Source organism: Rubripirellula obstinata (assembly GCF_001642955.1).
Taxonomy (GTDB): domain Bacteria; phylum Planctomycetota; class Planctomycetia; order Pirellulales; family Pirellulaceae; genus Rubripirellula; species Rubripirellula obstinata.
This window is the reverse complement of the sequence record NZ_LWSK01000103.1, coordinates 1-20,175: the sequence shown is the minus strand read 5'-3', so window position 1 is coordinate 20,175 and position 20,175 is coordinate 1. Positions and strand designations below refer to the sequence as shown.

19 protein-coding genes are annotated in these 20,175 nt (G+C 52.5%); 10 read left to right on the top strand and 9 right to left on the bottom strand.

All coding sequences use genetic code 11. The annotated features are described in order from the left end of the window. Nucleotides 1-205: 205 nt before the first annotated feature. On the bottom strand, nt 206-2,380 hold the full coding sequence (gene rlmKL, locus RC85_RS26415) for a bifunctional 23S rRNA (guanine(2069)-N(7))-methyltransferase RlmK/23S rRNA (guanine(2445)-N(2))-methyltransferase RlmL (protein ID WP_235033331.1): 2,175 nt from the start codon (nt 2,378-2,380) through the stop codon (nt 206-208). Between the two features lie 280 nt (nt 2,381-2,660). Continuing rightward, a complete protein-coding gene (locus tag RC85_RS19755; RefSeq protein WP_068265983.1) occupies nt 2,661-2,870 on the bottom strand; it encodes a hypothetical protein in 210 nt (69 codons plus the stop codon). Here RC85_RS19755 and RC85_RS19750 point away from each other — a divergent pair. From RC85_RS19750 to RC85_RS19735, 3 genes are all read left to right on the top strand, one after another. Continuing rightward, complete coding sequence (locus RC85_RS19750) at nt 2,869-4,575, top strand: tetratricopeptide repeat protein (RefSeq protein WP_068265981.1); 1,707 nt, start codon at nt 2,869-2,871, stop codon at nt 4,573-4,575. The two genes, RC85_RS19755 and RC85_RS19750, sit on opposite strands and share 2 nt — an antisense overlap. 399 nt (nt 4,576-4,974) lie before the next feature. Continuing rightward, the gene (locus RC85_RS28570) at nt 4,975-5,196 is read left to right on the top strand and encodes a hypothetical protein (protein ID WP_068265977.1); all 222 of its coding nucleotides are present in this window, start codon (nt 4,975-4,977) and stop codon (nt 5,194-5,196) included. Beyond that, nucleotides 5,163-6,257 carry a polysaccharide biosynthesis/export family protein gene (locus tag RC85_RS19735; RefSeq protein WP_068265975.1) on the top strand — a complete coding sequence of 365 codons (1,095 nt, stop codon included), beginning with the start codon at nt 5,163-5,165 and terminating at the stop codon, nt 6,255-6,257. Before RC85_RS28570 ends, RC85_RS19735 begins: the two co-directional genes overlap by 34 nt. A 13-nt stretch (nt 6,258-6,270) precedes the next feature. On the opposite strand, the gene RC85_RS19730 is transcribed toward RC85_RS19735, so the two are convergent. The 3 genes from RC85_RS19730 to RC85_RS19720 form a co-directional block, all read right to left on the bottom strand. Further along, on the bottom strand, nt 6,271-7,617 hold the full coding sequence (locus RC85_RS19730; protein ID WP_068265974.1) for an NAD(P)/FAD-dependent oxidoreductase: 1,347 nt from the start codon (nt 7,615-7,617) through the stop codon (nt 6,271-6,273). Next, nucleotides 7,614-7,928 carry an RpnC/YadD family protein gene (locus RC85_RS19725; protein ID WP_149752832.1) on the bottom strand — a complete coding sequence of 105 codons (315 nt, stop codon included), beginning with the start codon at nt 7,926-7,928 and terminating at the stop codon, nt 7,614-7,616. The genes RC85_RS19730 and RC85_RS19725 overlap by 4 nt, the downstream gene beginning before the upstream one ends. A 68-nt stretch (nt 7,929-7,996) precedes the next feature. Further along, complete coding sequence (locus RC85_RS19720) at nt 7,997-8,623, bottom strand: Rpn family recombination-promoting nuclease/putative transposase (RefSeq protein ID WP_068265972.1); 627 nt, start codon at nt 8,621-8,623, stop codon at nt 7,997-7,999. Between the two features lie 202 nt (nt 8,624-8,825). Between RC85_RS19720 and RC85_RS19715 the strand changes: the two genes are divergently transcribed. The 3 genes from RC85_RS19715 to RC85_RS19705 all read left to right on the top strand — a co-directional run bounded on the left by RC85_RS19715 (nt 8,826) and on the right by RC85_RS19705 (nt 11,273). Beyond that, nucleotides 8,826-9,344, top strand: a complete 519-nt coding sequence (locus RC85_RS19715; protein WP_149752831.1) for an RNA polymerase sigma factor — start codon at nt 8,826-8,828, stop codon at nt 9,342-9,344. Between the two features lie 269 nt (nt 9,345-9,613). Continuing rightward, nucleotides 9,614-9,859, top strand: coding sequence for a hypothetical protein (locus RC85_RS28565; protein ID WP_238383184.1), 246 nt, complete (start codon nt 9,614-9,616; stop codon nt 9,857-9,859). A gap of 31 nt (nt 9,860-9,890) precedes the next feature. After that, on the top strand, nt 9,891-11,273 hold the full coding sequence (locus RC85_RS19705; protein ID WP_149752830.1) for a hypothetical protein: 1,383 nt from the start codon (nt 9,891-9,893) through the stop codon (nt 11,271-11,273). A gap of 17 nt (nt 11,274-11,290) precedes the next feature. On the opposite strand, the gene RC85_RS26410 is transcribed toward RC85_RS19705, so the two are convergent. The 3 genes from RC85_RS26410 to RC85_RS19680 all read right to left on the bottom strand — a co-directional run bounded on the left by RC85_RS26410 (nt 11,291) and on the right by RC85_RS19680 (nt 15,775). After that, nucleotides 11,291-12,805 carry a glycoside hydrolase family 5 protein gene (locus tag RC85_RS26410; protein WP_084422861.1) on the bottom strand — a complete coding sequence of 505 codons (1,515 nt, stop codon included), beginning with the start codon at nt 12,803-12,805 and terminating at the stop codon, nt 11,291-11,293. Between the two features lie 614 nt (nt 12,806-13,419). Continuing rightward, nucleotides 13,420-14,646 (bottom strand): DUF1559 domain-containing protein, encoded by a 1,227-nt coding sequence (locus tag RC85_RS19685; RefSeq protein ID WP_068265960.1) that lies wholly within the window; start codon nt 14,644-14,646, stop codon nt 13,420-13,422. 112 nt (nt 14,647-14,758) lie between these two features. Beyond that, a complete protein-coding gene (locus RC85_RS19680) occupies nt 14,759-15,775 on the bottom strand; it encodes a LacI family DNA-binding transcriptional regulator (protein WP_068265958.1) in 1,017 nt (338 codons plus the stop codon). Nucleotides 15,776-16,022: 247 nt separating this feature from the next. Between RC85_RS19680 and RC85_RS26985 the strand changes: the two genes are divergently transcribed. Then, a complete protein-coding gene (locus tag RC85_RS26985; protein ID WP_157593970.1) occupies nt 16,023-16,178 on the top strand; it encodes a hypothetical protein in 156 nt (51 codons plus the stop codon). Nucleotides 16,179-16,486: 308 nt separating this feature from the next. Here RC85_RS26985 and RC85_RS19670 read toward each other — a convergent pair whose 3' ends face one another. Next, nucleotides 16,487-17,824 (bottom strand): MBL fold metallo-hydrolase RNA specificity domain-containing protein, encoded by a 1,338-nt coding sequence (locus RC85_RS19670; RefSeq protein WP_084422860.1) that lies wholly within the window; start codon nt 17,822-17,824, stop codon nt 16,487-16,489. Between the two features lie 259 nt (nt 17,825-18,083). Here RC85_RS19670 and RC85_RS19665 point away from each other — a divergent pair, with 259 nt between their 5' ends. From RC85_RS19665 to RC85_RS19655, 3 genes are read left to right on the top strand one after another with little or no spacing between them, the layout of a single operon-like run. Then, nucleotides 18,084-18,383, top strand: coding sequence for a hypothetical protein (locus tag RC85_RS19665; RefSeq protein WP_068265956.1), 300 nt, complete (start codon nt 18,084-18,086; stop codon nt 18,381-18,383). Nucleotides 18,384-18,427: 44 nt separating this feature from the next. Beyond that, the gene (locus RC85_RS19660; protein WP_068265954.1) at nt 18,428-19,144 is read left to right on the top strand and encodes an alpha/beta fold hydrolase; all 717 of its coding nucleotides are present in this window, start codon (nt 18,428-18,430) and stop codon (nt 19,142-19,144) included. Continuing rightward, entirely contained in the window at nt 19,134-19,997 is an 864-nt protein-coding gene (locus RC85_RS19655; protein WP_238383183.1) for a methyltransferase domain-containing protein, read from the top strand. Before RC85_RS19660 ends, RC85_RS19655 begins: the two co-directional genes overlap by 11 nt. The last annotated feature ends 178 nt before the right edge of the window (nt 19,998-20,175 follow it).

Here is a 20,175-nt window from a genome sequence, read left to right as displayed (position 1 = left end):
GCTAGTATTCCGCGTCACCTCAATTTTCGGGTAGCGGAACTCGCCAAGAGTTTCGGCTACGAGGGGGACGCCGAAAGTCTACGCGACTTCCGCTACCTCCTAACCGAAGATTGAGCTGACATGGACTACTAGGTGCTGCCGTGCCTTCGGCACTCAGGAAAAACGAAGCTCCAAAATACATGCTTCGGGCTGTGATTTTTGTGGCTCACTTCACAATTCGCCAGCATCGATGGATACGTTTGTTGCGGTAGTCCTCGGGGACGGTCTGTTTGCTGATTTCGTGGATGGCACTGGCGTCGATGGCCGATTCGTCAAACTTTAATCGTCGGAAGTTACTTGAAAAGTAAATCACGCCTCCGTTGGACACCAGCGGTAGTAATTGATTGATCAGCGGAACCGCGTCACGCTGAATGTCCCAGTCTTCTTCGGTGCGTTTGCTGTTGGAAAACGTGGGCGGGTCCAGCATGACAAGATCATAGGCGTGGCCGGGGGCATGCTCAGTTAGGAATTGGCGGATGTCCGCGGCGATAAAGTTGTGTTGGTTCCCGACAAACTTGTTCAACCGCATGTTGTCCCGCGCCCAATCCAAGTAGTTCTTGGACAGGTCTACGGTGGTCGTCGATCTTGCAGCTCCGTCGGCTGCGTAAACTGAAAACGAACCAGTGTATGCAAACAAGTTTAGGAACCGTTTGTCTTTGGCTTCGTCACGCACCATTGATCGCGTTTCGCGGTGATCTAAAAACAGACCTGTATCGACGTAATCTTGTAAGTTGACCAGGAACTTTAGTCCACCTTCGCTGACTTCAATTCGGCTTCCCGTTTGGTCAACTTTTTCGTGTTGGGTTTTTCCACGTTGACGCATTCTTGTTTTTAGGTGAACGTTAGCCGGGGCAACGTCCAGAGCTTTCCCCGCTGTTTCCGCCATCAGTTCCAACCAGTTCGCGTGCTGAGCGGGATCGCGGTCGTGGGGACGTTCATATTCAGTGATGTGCAAGTGGTCTTCGTAGCGATCGACGACCAAAGGGATCTCGGGGACATCACGTTCGTACAAACGGAAACAGGTAATGTCACGGCGAGTTGGCCAACGTCGTAAGTGTTTCGCACGATTGTTTAAGCGAGCGGTAAACAGTTCGGCCTGATGAGCCGCCTTGTCGCCCAGGGACCCGAACGCGGCATCGCCTTTGGCATGGACCAGCGTGGTGGTTTCGCCGTCACGCTGTTTGGTTTCCTCGACTGGTTTGGGGCCACCGTATTGATAGTAGGTGCATTCAATGCGACCGTTGTAAAGTTTGCGTCTGCGATCGGCACTGCGTCCTACCAGCGATTCAAAGTTTGGATAGGCCGTCAGAACATAATGCGACCAAGTCGAAAGTTTGCGAAACACATTGGGCAAGCTGCCATAAAGTTCGTCCAGTTCGCGGCTGTACGGGCGAAACTTTTTGGCGATATCGCTTCTGGGGTTTGGCCGCGACTTTTCTTGGGACGTTTCGTTCGCACCAAGCCGACGGCCGTACGGCGGATTTGTGATCAAGCAACCAAACCGACGTTTGCTGGATATCTGTGTCGCGTCGGCGACCTCAAAGTGAACCTCGTTTTCGACGCCCGCTCGTTGGGCATTGTCGCGTGCGGCCCGAAGCACACGGCCGTCGATGTCGCTGCCAACCAAACGGCAATCGAGACTTGCTAATTGATTGGCGACGGCATCGGATTTTAGGTCGGCAATAATCTGGCCATCGAAGCTTGGCCAAGATTCAAACGGAAAGTTGCGTTTCAGTCCCGGTGCGATCTTGCGACCGATCATGGCGGCTTCGATCGGGATGGTTCCGCTGCCGCAAAATGGATCGATCAGCGGGCGGCCAGCTTTCCAATAACTCAGTTGCACCATTGCCGCGGCCAACGTTTCTTTTAGCGGAGCCAAGGAAACGTCGGTGCGGTAGCCGCGTTTGTGCAGGCTGTTGCCGGTTGTATCGATGGTCAGGGTGGCAACGTTATCGAGTAGCGTGATATCAACTTTGAACAACGCACCGGTTTCTGGCAATTCCTCGCAACCATGGTCTCGCTGCAAGGCCTTGGCGATCGCTTTTTTGACACTTCGCTGGACCGCGGGCACACTGGTCAGTTGTGATTTGACCGATCGACCGGTGACGGGAAAGAGCCCATCGACTGGGATGTACTTTGCCCATTCAAATGCTTCGGTGGTGTCAAACAGAGCATCGAAGTCGGCGGCCTCAAATTCGGCGACCCGCAAAAGAACACGGTCGGCAGTGCGAAGCCATAGGTTGGCTGTCGCGACGGATTGCCAGTTTCCGTGAAAGAGAATCCGTCCCGAGGACACAATCGTCGACTCGATTCCCAGGTCGGAAAGCTCGCGACGAACCACGGCTTCCAGGCCAAACGCGCAGACTGCAATGAGATCAAGGGATTCGTCGATGATTGGGGATCCTGAGGGAAGGGCGGCGTCGGAATTGTGGTGTGCGGCTGCAAGTCTTGTAGGGGATCACAGTTGATACTTGTTGCTTTTTACGACGTTAAGAGCATAACCAGTTTCCGAAGACCCGTTCAGCAGGCTGCCTCAGCAGGCTGTCTCAGCAGGTCGGTTTTAACGATTGCCCCTAACCCGACGGTTTTCTTGGTCTGCCTGTGAGTGTTGTGCTTCGCAATCATCTTATCAGGAATGTTCGCGATTGCGCGCAAGGCTGGATCATCCCACTTGGATCGTGGTCGAATTGATTTGCTTTCAATTCGCGAGCCAATTGATTTGCCATTTTCTTAAAGCGCTGCCGATCTGTTTCACTAAGGACCACCCCCGATGTGCCACTGCGTTGTAGTGCTGCGTCCGCTTCCGTCAAATCACCAAGCGATTTTTTCATGGCTGATCAAAACGACAATCGATGCTCGCGGCAAAAAACGGCGTCTGCAAAGCGGATCGCGCTTGCAGCCATGATTGCGTTGGCTAGCAGCATCGGAACAAATCTTGATGCGTCCGGTGAGATTCCTTCGGAAGCGAATCATGGATCGGTCGCCGGGGAAACAAGGATATTGCTCCATTCGGTCCCTGTGTCGGAACACGTCACATTTCGGGCTCCGCTTTCTCCCGTTGTCGTTACGGCGGGGATTGATCAAACCGATGCAAAACCATTTGAAGCAAGGCAAGTGACAGGCACGACGAGTGCAGATGTCTCGAAGAATCGACCTTCGTATGCGCAAAGTCCTTGGCCCAACAAAACCGACGACACACTAAAACCATACATTGCACCTGATTCATTGGCCGACATGGTTCGATCGGGAAGCCCCCGGCAGTCAATCGTGCCCGCTAGGAAATTCGAAACTGGATTGAGTATGCCGTCGGATTTGGAAACGCGTTTCGACGATACGCGTGAATTCGATTCCACTCATTCAATCAATCATGTCGGGCGTCCGATTCACTCCGACGCTGTCAATGTTCGGACTCCTGATTTTGATTCTTCCTCTGATACTTCGCAGTTCAATCCAATTGTGAGCGATGCCTCAAAGTTGTCTGCTGACTTTTCAAAACCCAAAATCGATACCAGCAGCTTGCAGCAGCGAACTCGACGTATTGCTGACAAGCAGGGGTTCCAAATGTTCTCGATGGAGAGCCTGCAGCCACCGCCGGCGGAAGTTTCGCTTCCTGAGGCACAAGTGTCTACCGCTAACAATAATGCAATCATCCACGCCAAGCGGTTGCGGAAGCTCGCGCAAGCTGCACTTGCCGATTCGCGGTCACGTCTGCAGCGGCGGGCAACGCACACGGCCAGGAAGCATGCACTCGAAGCATTGCGATTGTCGATCGATATTGAAGACGCACTGGCTGGTGGTAACCAACACGTTCGAGATTTGAGAATTGCTCAAAACGCGATTCGCGAGGCAAAAGACTTCGAGGGAGTCACCACCACGGTTGATTGGCGAAGCATTCAACGCATGGTAGCCGTTCACGAGACAGAGATTCTGAAATCGCAAGACCTGAAGACATTGTCAGCGGTGCAGGCGACGGATGCCTATTTGAATCTGGCGAGAACGAAGTTGGTGTCCGCAGCGGGGCATTCTGCGTTGGCGGCTGAGTCGATGTTGCTGTTGGGCATGATCGAGAAACAAGTGCTCTCGCGTGAAGACGTTCATTCCGGTGCAGTAAGCCTGACCTATCACGGTGCGGCGACTGAAATTCAGCCCTCCAACGCCGAAGCACATCGTGAATATGGGCGGACGCTGCTGGAACAGGGTTTAGTCCGCCAATCCATTCTCTCGCTAAAGCAAAGCGTTGCAATTCAGCCTTCTAGAACTGGCTATCACATCCTGTTAAATGCGTCGCGCCGGGGTGGCGATTACGACTTGGCTCAGCAGTGCATTCGCGCGCTGGACGATCCATCGCTGTTCAATGACACCGCCGTCGTTCAACTGCCACCAAGCCAATTTGCCGCCAGCTATCGTCCGACACCGCAAACGATTAACGCGATTCCAGCGACGTCTTCGCCAAAGCCTGACGTCAAGGATCCGGAGCCGGATCAAGAAAAAACACGCATTAGTTTTCGTTCCTTCTTCCCATTTGGGCGTCGCTAGTCCTGGCCTTTTTACTTCCTAATTTTACCTTCCTCTAAACGACACACTCCCCCTGGTTTCCTCCCTATCGGTTGACGTTTCCCTCGTTGCCGAGCAAGCAAAGAGTACGCGTAATGTTTCCCCCAAACATTCGCTTCACTTGCCCAATGCTGTTCTCGTTGTGCCTTGGCATGACACTGAACTTTACTGCGATTGGACAAGAAGCAAGAACAAATTTTCCACCATCGATCCGAAGCTCACTTGGATACCCTGTGTCAAGCGAGATGCTTGAGTCACTGTCCAGTCCGCGTGATAGCGAGTTATTTCCGCCCGCACTTTCTGAGCAGACCATCGCAACACCGGTGTCACATGGACATGCAACGCCACTGGTCGATTCGTCTTTTGATCCAACCGTAGCCTATGCCCCATCTTGCGGATCGGGTTGCGGGGCTTCGTGCGGGGGATCGTGTGGTTCGTCATGCGGGTCAGCTTCATGCGGGTCAGGGTGCGGGTCAGGGTGCGGGTCAACGTGCGGTTCCTCTTGTCGATCTTCTTGCGGCGGATCGTGCGGTTCGACCTGTCAGCCACCTTCGCAGTGCAATCAGTGCATGGATTGCGTCGATCGCGATGGCGAAGGCATGATCGGCGGCGTTGGTATGAAATTGGGCATCGGTCCCAAATGCGACTCAAAGAACCAATGTTGGCAGTGCCCCTACGACGCTCCGTTTAGTGTTTACGGTGCCGGCGAATATGCCGGGCCAGCTCGGACGCAGCGAGTTCACGAATATCGTCTTCGTACCGGTGACCTAATCAGCTTTACGTTTTTAATCACGGAACTGAAAAGCGAAGGTGCTTATCGGTTGGTTGTTGGCGATGAGTTGTTGATTGAATCAGAAGCCGATGACGAATTGACTCGTGGGACGCTTGAACGCGGTTTGAAAATCCAGCCCGATGGCACGATCACACTTCGCTTGATTGGACAAGTCTACGCCGCTGGGCAAACGATTGAACAATTGCGCGAAGTGTTGGAAGAGAAGTACACTGAGTTCTATCCAGAGCCAGCCGTTGACGTCACGCCCGTTAATACTGGCACTGCGGCAAACCGAATCCGCGAGGCCATCAGCGGTGCTGGTGGTTTTGATCCTCAGCAGGTTTCCCAAACGGTGACGCCGGCTGGCGAAATTCGCTTACCAAAACTTGGCAGCGTCCAAGCCCAAGGTTTGACGCTTGACGAATTGAAGCAAGAAATCAACCTTCGCTATGACCGACACGTCGGTGGAATCGAAGTCGAGCCCTCGCTTCAGCAACAAGCTCCGCACAACGTGTTCGTGCTGGGTGAAGTCAACATCCCTGGGCGATACAACTTGGACAATTCGCCAACCACGGTTCTTGGTGCGATCGCGATGGCCGGTGGTCAAACGATTGGTGCGAACTTGCGTCAGGTCGTCATCTTCCGACGCGGCGAAAACTGGGAGCTGCTGTCAACGCTTGTCGATGTCCGCGGTGCTGTCCTAGGCCGAACCGCTCATCCGGCTGACGAAATTTGGATCCGTGACGGCGATGTGATTATCCTGCCAAGCACGCCGATCCAATTGTTTGACAACTTTGTTCGTCAAGTGTTCACCGAAGGCATCTACGGGATCATTCCGGTCGTCGCGACCTACGATCTTGGTGGTGGCGGCGGTGGAGCAGTGCTTCGCTAGCGAGCACCGCTGGTTAAGTAACGCGATTCGGGACTGATTCCCGGATCGCTTGTGACACTCGAAGCCCGCTGTTCATCGCCCCTTGGATGCTCGGTGTTTCGAGATGGTCACCGCAAAGAAAGATCGAGTCCTGCTTACTGCCCAGCGTATCGCTGTGGTCAGAGGCATGAACCGATCGAACCACTGGATCAAGTGGTCGAAGGGGGAGTCCATAGGGAACCCGGTAATTGGCAAGGTGTCGCAGTGGTGCGGCACCGCCAATCCAATCGGACAATTGCTTGCGGACCGCTTGATCCAAGGTGTCGTCATCGCCAAACGTTTCACTCTCATCGGAAACGCTTGTCGAGACTGACAACAAAGCTTGGCCCGCCGAAGCATATTCAGGTGCGACATTGCTGATGATCGTCGCCGTCTGTACCGGCCCAGTTTCATCGCCGCGAAGCATCAGCATCTTGGATTGGTTGATCGGTGCGGTGATATTTTTAACGCCACTTTCAATGGCGTAGTACATGTTGATCGTGCTGTTCCATGCCGTTTTCAATTCTTTGATTCCCAGCAACCGTGACGCAGCATCGCTTTCGGTTGCAACGACGATCTTTTCCGCTTCGATCACTTCTCCGCTGCTAAGTCGGATCGTGGTGCCATCAATTCCGGTGACGCTTTGCCGAAGCCGCACGGTTCCACGTGGCAATTGTTCGGCAAGTTGACGGGGAATCGCAGCCATCCCGTCGGCGGGAACGACCACATCACCTTCGGCAAAGAACCGGAACACAAATTCAAACATACGGCTGCTAACCGAAAGCGATTCGTCCAAGAACACGCCGCCGATAAAAGGTTCAAAGAACCCGCGGATCATTGAATCAGAAAACCCGGCTTGCCGAAGGTAATCAATCGTCGGCTGATCAGTTCGCTGATACAGATCATTCAAAGTTCCTTGGCGTGATGAACGACGTACCTTTGCAATCCTCAACTTGTCGCCTAGCGTGCCGACGGGATTACGCAGCGTGCCAATCGTGTCACCCGGCCGACGCCATGGGTCACCAAGAACTTGGAATCGGCCTCGTTGGCGAATCATCGCACCGGGTGCAAATTTTCGCAGTCGCAGTGCTTCATAGTCCAGCAATTGTTGACAAGCAGGATAAGCCGTCAGCAGCACCTGGAACCCATGGTCCAGCGTAAATCCATCGACCACATCGGTTCGAACGCGACCGCCCACTCGATCCGAAGCTTCCAAAATCGTGACGTCGTGTCCCGACTTGCAAAGATCCACGGCGCAGGAAAGCCCAGCCAATCCAGCACCGATAATGACGGTAGGCTTCTCGTTTTCAGGCGTCGTTGGATCAAGATGCACCGTCGTCATGCCTGGCGATCGCGGAGTCTTTGCTTCAACTGAGTCACTTGTGTTTGAAGTGCCGTTGTTTCGGTGCCCATCAACTCAGCGTCGGTGCTAATGCTGTCGTCCAAGAGCGCCTGCAAAGTCTGGATTGAGCCCGCGAGTTTACCCTTTCCGATTCCTTCTTCCATTCCCTTCTCTAATCCCTCAATCCTTCCTTCTTCGCGACCTCGGATCAGCAATTGGTCGACAATCGAACCAGGCACGAATTTCGTGGGGAAAACGCTGGCGACGGTTTGCTTGTACTGCTGGTCGTCGATATTTTTATTGACTGCCATTAGGTAAACTCCAATTGCCTTGATCCAATCCCGAAGTTGGCCGCGGCCGGCCAAACTACCAAAAACCTTCAGGATGTCGTGCAGATGCTGAACCAATTCAATGCTGCGACGTATTTTAGCAGTCGCAGCGAGCTTCGCAAAATGGGTTCTCCATCAATTTCCTGATCCGACAGTCGATTTAAGTCCAAAAGCGGAAATTCAAAGTTGACCTGATAAGCAGATAAAGCCTCCGGTCCATCGATCAAATCAGCTAACTTGCGAGCCGCCGTCCAGCCGGTTTCGCCGTGGTAAACGACCAGCGGCACGATTGGGCACAGGCCTAGACCATCTCGCAGACGCTTTTCCCAAATTCGGATGATGTACGACAGAAGTTGCAGAACTGTGGTCGAATCAGATTGGCTCTTGTGCTCGAACAGGAAGTAGACGTTGGCTTCCCGTGATTCGCTATTTTTGGGATGAGCCAATTCAACCGAGAACAGTAGGTCCGAGAATTTTTCACGAAGGTCAGAATCAACATAACTTCCTGTTTCCAGTTTCAGTGTTTCCAGTTTCAGTGTTTCCAGCTTCAGTGTTTCCAGCTTCAATTCCTTCAACGCCTCTGCATCAAGCTGAGTAGCAATCAGGCTTCGAGCACTGGGTAAGTGCGAGAGCGCGAAATGAAAGAAATTGTTGTGCGGTGTTGGCAGTTGATCCATGGGAAAACACTATAACCGATCATCGACATGACTTTAGTTCATGTGTTTTGGGCTTTGTCGGAATCCGATCCCATGAAGTCAATTCGGGACGACTCTTTAAATCGAACGATCTTTCGCTTTTTTTGAAACAAGTTGGCTCGTGGCGCTGTCAATCGTTGTGAAAGCCGCTGGTTCCGATCACACAATTGTTTGCGACCGCCGTATGTCCCTGTCCCCTGATGTTCTTTCGGAATTGATTCAGCGACATTGGGGGCCGCTGATGGCTTGGGTAGGGACTCAATCGTCCAACGTGGATGGTTCGAACGCCGAGTCTCTGATGGTTGAAGACGTTGTCCAGCAAGCTTTCATTAAGTTAGCGAGCCTGGATCACGTGCCTGAGAATGTTGTTGCATGGCTTTACGTGGTCAGTCGAAACGAGGCGAGAAACCAGCAACTTTCCAACGGTCGGCGACGGCGCCGCCATAGTCGAGTGGCCAGCGATGAAAGCGTTTCAGACGAATCGGTATGGGCTTCCGCCGAAGCGGTTGAGTTGGCGGAAACACTATCGCAATTACCGGATGATTTGCGTCGTGTGGTTGTTGCAAGAATCTGGAGTGATTTGACATTCGATGAGATTGCGAGCTTGCTGAATTGTTCTAAGGCAACGGTGTGGCGTCGGTACGAAACCGCTTTGACCCTTCTTCGAAAAACCTATGGTGTCTCATGTGCGACAAAGAATTGATAAGTGAACGTGAGCGTGCAGAACTGGAAACGGTTCTGTGCGAGCAAGATTTGCATCCCTCGGTAAAGACTCAGAACCGTTTAATGTTTGAATGCGGCAGGGCACGCGGGGTGGCCGAATCGTCCGCGTCCACACGCTCGTCGTGGTTGCGAGTCGCGGCGATGGTGATAGCAGTCGGGGGAGGAGTCGCCGCTGGTCGTTGGACGGTCAGTGATATTTCTACGACAAGCCAAACCGTTTCTGTCGCCGACCGAAATGAGATTTCCACTATGAGAAAGGAACCACAAGGATTCCATGCGGCAAACAGTTTCCTGTTGTTCAGAGAAAGAAGTTCACATCCGTCGTCAGAGACTTATGTGGAAACTCATGCGGGGATGACGCTGATGCGGCTAAAAACGGTTTGGAGTGAGCGTGTCGAGCGAAGGCCGATAACGGAAGTTCAACCGCTTCAAGATGCAGCAACAGCGATGTCAGCGGGACCGTTTTTGAATCCTATGAATCAGATCGAAATATGATCACTTTCTTTTCACCCCAAGAGCTCATCTGATGAGAAATCCCTTTGCGATGTTTTGCCTGTTGATCGTCATCGGTTTGCCGAATCTTGTTGTCGCGGATGAAGCAGGTGGCTCGATTGAAATTCGTTTGACGGCCCGGGAAGTAGATCCGTCTGAAACGTCGCTGCTTTTGTTACCAAGCGAGACGGATTTGGTTGAAGGCAATGCGGCTGTTGTGATGTTGCGGTTGATCGGAGGCGAGAATCCTTTCATGCGCGACCTCGCTCCGAAAATCCGAGACTTGTTGACGCTGCAACCCGATGACCCGCGAATTGAAAAAGAGTTCGCCTTTGATCGGATTTATCACGAGCTTTCTCGAGCTGCTTTGATGCGAAACGCGGCCTGGGAATACCAGCTTGATCGTGGCAGAGAATTGTTGCTTCCCGACCTGCAAAGTCATCGCTACATCGCCGGGTTCGGATTGTCGTTGTGGATTCGCAATGCGGTTACAAATCAAGATGCATCGCTTGCGATTGATGGCGTGCGCACGCAATTGGCCTGTGCTCGCCACGTTTCGCGAACACCAGTTTTGGTGAATCAAATGGTTGGTGTGGACATTGCCTTGATGTCGGTTGAAAGGCTTGAATCTATGGTCGGGAATGCTTGGGTACCCAATCTGTATTGGCCGCTGGCGATGCTGCCCGATTCATTGGTGGATCTGCAAGCCGCGTTGCAATGGGAGTCTGCATCTCTGCGGCGATCGCTTCCGTCGTTGGGCGATTCAATGCCGCCGATTGGTGATCCGGTGTGGAGCCGAATTGTTAACGAGTTCTCAGATCTGATGGTTTCCAGTGGTGCATTTGTTAATACTGAAACGGAAGCGATGGTGCTAAGGATGACGCTTCTTGTCGCAGCCAAAAAAGAGTTGCCAGCGATGCAGTTGTATTCTGAAAAAGAGCTTTCGCAGATGCCCGAGATGGAATGGGTCATGCGGTGGATTCTGCATGTGTCGAACAGGGTGAATTATCAAATCCAAGCCGCCAGTTCGCTCGAACCGCCCCAGGCAATTCCTGCGTTGCTCGAAATACAAAAGCGTAATGCGAAGATGAAGAATGACCTCGGTGCGCCGGGCGTCCCATTTGTCGAGAGCCCTGCCGACGTCTATCTATCGACCGCCAGGTTCAATCGACTCATCAAGTTATTGCAGGTTGTGGAAGCAATTCGTCACGAATTGGCAATCAATGGAGGCGAATTTCCGGCGTCACTCGATGCGATCACCGGTTTAGCAATCCCACGTGATCCGTTGACTGGAAAAGCATTTCGCTATCAGCAGCGCAAGCGTGTCGCCACCATTGAAACGCCGCCGGTTGACGGAATCACTGAGTCGATGCAGCGAAGGATCTCAAAAACCTACGAAATCCGGATCAACGAATGATCGTGACAGGCACCAAATCAAGGCTTCAAAACTGCGGCCTTCAGTGGTTCACGCCAGGTTTTTGTGACTGGATCGTAGAGCCCGAATAGTGAATAGAATTCCCAGTACGCGTAGCCCATTTTTCGTTCAACCGCCGCGCGTGTAATTGCACTTGTCCAGGTGACTCGGGTGTCCATATCGGCGTCTTGATAGACTCCATACTCACCTAGATAAATTGGCGTGTTGTGTTCATAGCCGAAGGCGAGCGCTTTGTTAAAATCCATTTGCACCTGCGTTTGCTCTTCCTCACTACCTGTCCAAGTCGTGCCCAACCACTTGCTTGCGTCCTCCTCGATCCACGGCGCGCCCTGGTGAGTAACTGCCATCGGTGAATAGTAATGAAAAGTGACGGCGATCCGAGAATCGTTCTCGGGAAGTTTTAGACTTGCCAAACCGTTCACCGAATTCCAATTGACCCCACCAATGACAATCCAGCGATCAGGGTTGGACTGACGGATGATCTTCGTGGTATCGGCGACCAGTTTATTCCAAATTTCAGCGTCAAGCTTGCCATGAGCTTCGTTGAGAATCTCGAAGGCTAGTTCGGGTGGATACTCGGCGTACTCACTGGCAATCTGTCGCCACAGTTCTAGAAAACGATCGCGATGTGCCATCGGATCCTCGAATATCTCTTCATAGTGATGCACATTTAAAACCACTCGCAAACCCTGGTTAAGGGCGTCGTCGACAACCGACTTGACTCTTCGTTTGAAGCTTGCTTCCAGTCGATAAGGCGGTTGCTTCGATGCGTGTGCTGACCAACGCACTGGCAAACGAATCGAATCGAAACCGGCTTCGCGGACGATTTGCAATTGACCGTCTTGCAGCTTGACGCCCCAATCGCCTTCGTTGGGAGCTTCCAGCGTATTGCCAATGTTCAGGCCCTTGCCAAAGAACGGCTGTAGGTTCGCAAAGTATTCACTTTCCAAAATGTGTTTGACGGGTTCGTCGATGCCAGATGCGTGAATGTCTACGATCGCGAATGACTTTGACTTGTCGTCACGATCAACCAAAACATTGATGCGAGCAACCTGCGTGGGGTCGAACGATTCGCTTCTGTTGCCGTACCAGTCGCCCACCATCATTTGCAAAGTCGCTGTTTGGCCTTTTAGAACTTGTATCTTTTGCGCCGACGCTCCTTTCACTCCGTCGCTCTTTTCATTTTGCAGCGACATCATCACGTCCAATGGCCGGTCCGATAGATTTCGAACAGTCATCGTCACGATCGGTGTTTCTGAAAGATCCCATCCGGCTTTTGGTGATCGAATTGAAACACCGGGATAATCTTGATTGGCTTGGGTCTGCACCACCAATTCTGACTTAGACTGCACCACGTTTGCGTACAGCGGTTGGACCAGATCATTGGAAATCTCTGCGGGATCCAGCAGCGTGATTCGGCTTGGTGACGCCTCGCAAATGAGGGCCGGCAATAGGGCGGAAACGACCACCAATCCAACAAAGCGATGGATAACTCGAATTGGCCAATGGAACATCACGATACCTTTTGCAAACGGTGTGTCAGTTTAAGTGGAAGATAGTTGGCTCGCCCCACCTTGTTAAGATCGAGCGGGAAATAGATGTCGCCTTTCGCTCTGCGAAAGTACGTCAGATCACACTTTCGCGGAGCGAAAGGCGACTTGGGAAAATCGATAGTTCCTAAGTTTTCGTTCTTTTACCCACACACGAAATCGATCGCACGCTCTTACTGCAAGCAAGCTTCAGAAAAGACCACGGATCAAATTGAAAAGGTCGCATCATTACCTCGATAGCGAGATAATTGATGCGACCTCGTTGAGCAACAGGATTCGCAACCTGAATCGATTAACGGCCGCCCGCAGCGTTGGCTCTCGCCGCCGCCCTTGATTGTTCGGCCATTTTTTTCGTATCCGCTCGAGACGGAGTTCGTGACTTCGCCGCCGCTCGGGCAGCTTCGATTGACTCCGGCGTTGAACGATACTTAGCCATTTCGGATTCGTCAAAAACGGATTGTGACGAATTGTTATCGCACCCAGTTAGCATCAGTGCCAACGCGGGGGCGATCCAAAACATTCGTAATAACTTAAACATGGTCAATTAAACAATTGAATGAGTAACGGGTAAGGTAGATTTAAAACTCGGCGTCGATAATCTCTTTGTTGGCTCGAGTTCCCAAGGCACCCCACAAACCGTACGGGCTAGCTTGACCTTGAACGGTCCAAGGATTGGTTGGTTGTGCAGCGCTATTGCCCGCTTCGATACTGTCGGTGACGAACTTGACCGCACCGTCGCCCATCAACACATGAGCACCGCCTTGGTGGCGACTGGACACAGTCGTGTTGACCTGTCCATCCATCGCACTCCAATGCTGAATCGACGTGTCAGACGCGGTGCAAATTTCGCTGTTAGGTGGCAGGACCGTGTAGACACCGCTGTTGATGTCAAACGCACTGGACCATTGCAAACCACGAGCCCAACGGGCGCCTTCGCCAGGAAAGCCTTCCGCAGGAGTGGGATTGGCTGCGTTCCAGAACTGAGGCCGCAAGGGATCGACGCCGTCACGGCAGGCGAGCGGATTATCAGCAATCGATGGCGTTCCAACGGATTGAATGACACTCGTTCGATTGTCCCGGTCACCCAGGTCGGTTGCGAGTTCGCCACACATGATGGTATTGCTTAAGCCATCCAGGAAATCTCGGAATCCCAATTGCTGGCGTGGAAAGAATGCTCCGCGGCAGGTGCCTCTCGGTTCAGGCCAACCAAAATCTGTGGCCGTCATCGAGTGATCCCAAGCCAGGTAAATACCGTTGGGCATAAAGTAACTATCGCCCATGTTGGCACCGTAATTCGTGCGTCCGTAACCGGGGGCTCCCACACCTGGATCGCTGGGGCATCGGAACGTACCAATTTCGGTTACCCATGGTGCGTACAAATCGTTGACATCAATACTTGGCCCCATCGCTGGCCAAGGCGGCATTCGCGCGGAACCATCAGCGTTCAAGCCATTGGGATTTACAATTTGTTCCCACAATGCTTGCTGCTCGATGAAGGGAAGAGTACCGACTAAGAAGCTTAGCTGGAACATATTGGTGTCTTGTCTGGTGTCTGCCGGCCAAACGGACGCATTGGGATTCCACGTACCAGTGCGTTGTTGTGGCACCTTATTAAAGGCGGCGTGATAGTTGTGCAGTCCTAGGCCAATCTGTTTGAAATTATTGCTGCAGCTCATCCGCCGTGCCGCTTCGCGAGCCGCTTGAACAGCCGGCAGCAACAAGCCAACCAGAACTCCGATAATGGCAATGACCACCAACAGCTCCACCAGCGTGAAGCCTCGGCGGTGATGACGTGTTTTAAACATGACTTGGGAACCTCAAAAGAACGAAAAACGAAAAAGTAAAATTGGTAATAATCGTTCACTGAAACAGTGGACGCGTCTGAGACGGCAGCATGTCATTCTGCATCTCAATCTCCTAAGTTGATCTAAGCTTGGCCACGGATTCTCTTTCGACCAATTCGCAGGCCAAAAGCGGCAATTCGCATGATCCAGCCGATATCAAATCGATCAGTCCCTTGGCCGCAATTCGGCCCATCTCGACGCCTGATTGCCGCAACGTCGTCAGCGGTGGTGACACATAAGCGGACAATGGTTCGTCATCAAATCCAATCAGCGAAACGTCTTCCGGGACCCGGATACCGCGACGCTGCAGTGCAAGTTTGGCTCCGATCGCCATTTGATCGTTGCCGCAGACGACCGCAGTGAAAGGCTTTCCACGTGCGAGCAAAGCGTGGATTCCCATCAGCCCCGAATGTGCCAAGAAGTCACCGTTTTGGATCAGGTCTGGCAGAACCTTTAAATTGGCATCTTCGAGGGCTTTGCAATAACCGTCGTAGCGAGAAATCGCGTCTTGGATATGCATGTCACCGCGAATGATTGCGATGTCGCGATGACCGTTCTCGATCAGTAACTGTGTGGCTTGATACGACGCACCAAAGTTATCCGTTACCACACATCGCTTTTCCCATCCCTTCACGCTTTTGCCAATCACAATCGCCGGCAATTCCTCTGGCAAATGGTTCAGCAGGTTTTCGGGAAACGTATCGTCGCCACCCAACGTCATGATTCCGTCGACACGACGACTGATCAGCTTTTGGATCATCTCGCCGCCAAAGTCTTCGCCCGATTGGCCTTCAATGAAAATGGGCGAGTACCCGGTTCCGGCGAAGCCGCGAATGACACCTTGCATGACCGTGTCATAAAGCGTGCAGCCGATCTCTCGCGAGACAACGCCAATGGTCATCGATTGCCCGCCCGCCAAACCTCTCGCGAAGACATTGACCTCGTAGCCCAACAACTTGGCTGCTTCCAAAACCGCTGTTCGCGTGTCCTGTCGCACGACTGATTTGTTGTTCAGTGCTCTTGAAACGGTGCTAATCGAGACGTTGGCTCGGTCGGCGATGTCCTTGATCGTGGGTGGCGTTAGCTTCATTATTACTCCAGAAGGTTGCCTTCTTTCACCAAGACTGAAGTATACACATCGTCACAAAATGATGCAAGCGTTTTCATTTTCTGCCTCAGTGGACACCAAATTTCGCCAAAAAAGTTGAATTCCCCATCGCCTTATGCAAGCGTTTGCAGTGAGTCGGCAAACGCTCTCGACCTGGTTTCTGTTTGTTTCATTTGTGCTCTTTGTGACCAGAAATCCTTCCGCTTGCCACTTACGGCTCCGAAGTTCCTTGCCGTCGATCAAACCGTTTCGAGGTGAAATTGATTCAGAGCTTCAACATTTGATCGAGCAGCTTTGCCAGAAGGATCCGGACCGACGATTGCGGATCCCGACGAAGTTGCATTGGCAGATCCGTATCCAGCTTCGCTACACCGAAGGAAAATAACGACGGATGTTGCGCGGTCATCGCATCCGTGGTTCTGCGAAAGCCATCCGTGGTTATAAGTTCGCAACATGTCTCTCCCCACCATTTCACCCAATCAAAAACTTGGATCCTAGATCGAGGAATGGATTCGCCGGTTTCGCGCCCGACTAGTATTCCGCGTCACCTCAATTTTCGGGTAGCGGAACTCGCCAAGAGTTTCGGCTACGAGGGGGACGCCGAAAGTCTACGCGACTTCCGCTACCTCCTAACCGAAGATTGAGCTGACATGGACTACTAGCAGTAGGATCAAGTGCTTCGCGTATTGACCTCTACAACGAAACGCTGTGACCGAATTGAGTCAGTTTTTCGGCGAGGGTTCGTTTGGGTTGGTAGTCGCCGTGGACTAATCGAATTTCGCCCGGTGGCTGTTTCATTTGGCTGACAAACTCGATCAGGTCTGCTTGGTCGGCGTGGGCGGAATAGCCGCTGATGCGGTGCATGTCGGCGGCGACTTCGTAGCGTCGGCCGTCTAGGCGAACCCATTTACTGCCGCGTGAAAGATGGTTTCCCGGTGTTCCGCCAGCTTGATAGCCGACGAACACGATGTCGGTGGTGGATCGATCGAGGAATCGTTTTAAGTAGTTGACGACGCGGCCGCCCGTACACATGCCACTGCCGGCAATCACAATCGCTGGCAAGTTGCTTTTGTCCAAGTAGTTCAGTGTGTCACGATGTTCACGATGATCGCCGACCGTCGTTAGATTTTCAAAGACCAACGGTTGATCGTCGGTTTGCATCAGATGCTGGGCTTCTTGTCCCCAGTAAGGTTTCATTTCTTTGTAGAGCTGCGTGAACCGGGACGCCAACGGTGAATCGACGATGACGTCCACTCGCTTCAGCAACGATCGGCCTGCGCTGGCCTGCAAGTCTTCAAAGATATGATTCATCTCATACAAAAGCGCCTGAGTGCGCCCGAGACTAAATGCCGGAATGATGGTGACACCTTTGTCGTCGAGTGTTCTTTGCAAGACTCGTTTCAGGATTTTGGTTCGGTCAGCGTCGGACGGGTGAAGCTTGTCTCCATAAGTGCTTTCCAGGACCAGCAGATCAGCTTGATCTGGGAACATTGGCTTTTTCAAAAGCGGGTCGTGGCCTGTTCCGATATCACCTGAAAAAACGACACGCTTCTTGTCCGGTAATTCCACTTCAAAAATCGTTGAACCCAACACATGACCGGCGGGACTTAATCGGATTCGCACTCCGTCCTGGATCGTTTGCCAAACGTGGTAGTCGATTGGGCGAAGAAGTTTACCGATGTGATGAAGAAATTTCTCAATCAATCGACGTGACCGCGTGAAGCCAATCTTGAGTGCGTCTTCCATGACCAGCGGCAGCAGTCTGGCCGTTGGATGGCTGCAGTAGATTGGTTTGTCAAACCCGGCGGATAGCAAGTAGGGAATACGACCCGCGTGATCGATATGCACATGCGTCAACAACATCGCATGGAGGGTGTCGATTGGAAATTCAATTTCAGGGCTGGGGTGTTTCTTCGCATCATCGCCTTGGAAAATTCCACAATCGACAAGCAAGCTATTTTTGTCTCCGTAGAAAAGTTGGTGACAAGAACCTGTGACTCCTTCGTGAGCACCATGGTGAACGAGTTTCATGCGGATTCCATTCGAGCGGTGTTGATCGGCCAGGAGAGTAGGGCTGCGGAGTAGAGCAGAAGAGTAGAGCAGGGCAGGGCAGACGGGCGTTGGGCGTTCACCCTGATCACCGTTATAGCTTAACAAGCTGAGAATCTACCGAGCGACAGTATTGAAAATGCATCTGTGACCGCACGTGTCCCGCGATCGGCGATTGAATGAGTATCCGGGGAAGGCCGGGCAATTCGACTTCCAACCAACCATATTCAGGAATTTACCGATGGCAAAGTACTACGTTCAATCTGGCACACTTCGGACGATCGTTTCAGCAGAATCGGCTGGCAAGGCTGCGATCTGGGCCGTCCATCAAGCGATGCAACAGGTTTTTCCGATGGACGGCGATTCGCCTGTGCCGCAAGACAAGCCAGCCGCTGTTTTGGCGAGCAAACTGAGCGTCAGCGAACAGGGGTTTGATCGAAATGATTCAGTCGTTACACCGACGATTGAAGTGGTTTCACAGTGGAATGAAATGGTCAGCACTCTGGATCGTTTGCAGCAAATGTTGCATCGTGCGGCCTAGGATCGAGCCTATGCCATTTCGCTTTCATGCTACAAAATGGGCGAATGAAAACAAAACTGTTATTGATCAGCGGATGGGCATTTGGCAACGATGCGCTTTTCAGTTTAGCCCGTGAATTGGAAGCAGAATTTGAAGTGGATCAACTGGCCGCCGAGGATATTCTTTCGCCGGGCCAGTTGAATCAAATGTTGCCTGCCAACCAGCCGTGTGTTTTGGTCGGTTGGTCGTTGGGAGGAATGCTCGCCCTGGAAGCGGCGACGAATCTGACCCCAGGTTCGATGCTTGTTCTGATCGGCAGCACCGGTAAGTTCTGTTCGGGTAAGTCAATCGAAGACAAAGAAATACCGCACGGTGTGCCGCCGGCCCAGTTGCGGTCGCTGTCGATTTCGCTGCGGCGACAACCGGAACAAACGGTTGCGAATTTTTACAAACAATCGGCGTTGCCGCATGCAGTGATCGATCAACCAGCGAATGTTGGCAACGACAACAAAAAACTGAATGAGGGATTAAACTACCTGGGCGATCGCGATTTGCGATCAGTTGCCGCTGACCTGCAAGTACCGACTTTGGTTTTGCATGGAACAGAAGATCAAGTGATCCCGATAGCAGCTTCGGAGGATTTGTCGCGGTTGTTGTGCCGTTCTAAATTTTTGGTTTTCGATCAGGTCGGCCATGACCTACCGATCCGTGAACCTGTCTGGGTAGCGAACCACATCCTTGACTTCTGGAATACTCAATCGACTGGCGACGATGCCCGATAGCAAAATGCCGAACAGCAAAATGCCCGATAGCGAGATGCCCAATACCGAGATGCCTAATAGCCAGATACAAGATCAATCGATTGGCTCGCGATTTACTGCGTCCTCATCCACCTACGATCGCCACGCAAACATCCAGGACCAAGTTGCTGTTCGCTTGATGGAACTGATCGACTCTGGGCCAGACGTTGACCGGATCTTGGAACTCGGTTGCGGTACTGGGCGATTGACTCAGAAAATTTGCGAACGATTTTCAGCCGCTGACATCACCGCAGTTGATCTTTCCGAAGCAATGATTGGTCAGGCCAAAATTCGTTTTGATGCAGGTATCAATGTCGATTGGGTGGCGTCGGATATTTGCGACTATGTGACGGATCAGATGTTTCCTTTGATCGTTAGCAGTTCGTCGCTGCATTGGGTGACGCCAATCGATCGCGCGTTTGAGGTGATTGACCAGTCGATCGAGCCTGGCGGTCAAATCGTGTTGGCGATCATGTTGCGTGACACGCTTGGCGAACTGCATGATGCCCGCCTAAGAGTCGCTCCGCACAAACCGCCGCAATCGCGATTGCCGATGATGGATGACGTATTAAACGCAGGGCATCGTCTGGGTTGGGAAACGTTGCATCAGTCGCAGTCCGTCTTTACGGTTCAATACGCATCGGCTCGCGATTTGTTGGTCGCGATTCATCAGCAGGGACTGACTGGCGGCAGCGTTTCGCGATCGCATCTACCGCTGACACGCGGCGAGATTGCTTCGCTGATCAAGGACTACGACTCACGCTACCAAAACGACAGCGGCAAAGTTATCGCCAGCTATCAAGTCGGTTTTTTGCGTTGCCGCAAAGTGGAATAAGGAGCGGGGGCTAACCCAATGTCGTGAAGATTTTTGGTCCCGGAAAATACGTGTTAGTTCGTTTAGCCGCGTGGGCATCGCCCCGCGCGTCCACGTGGAACCAAACGCGCGGGGCGAAAAGTAGCATGGCGGCCCCCCGCCGTGGACTCACCCCGCGCACTGTGGGGCCGCACGACGC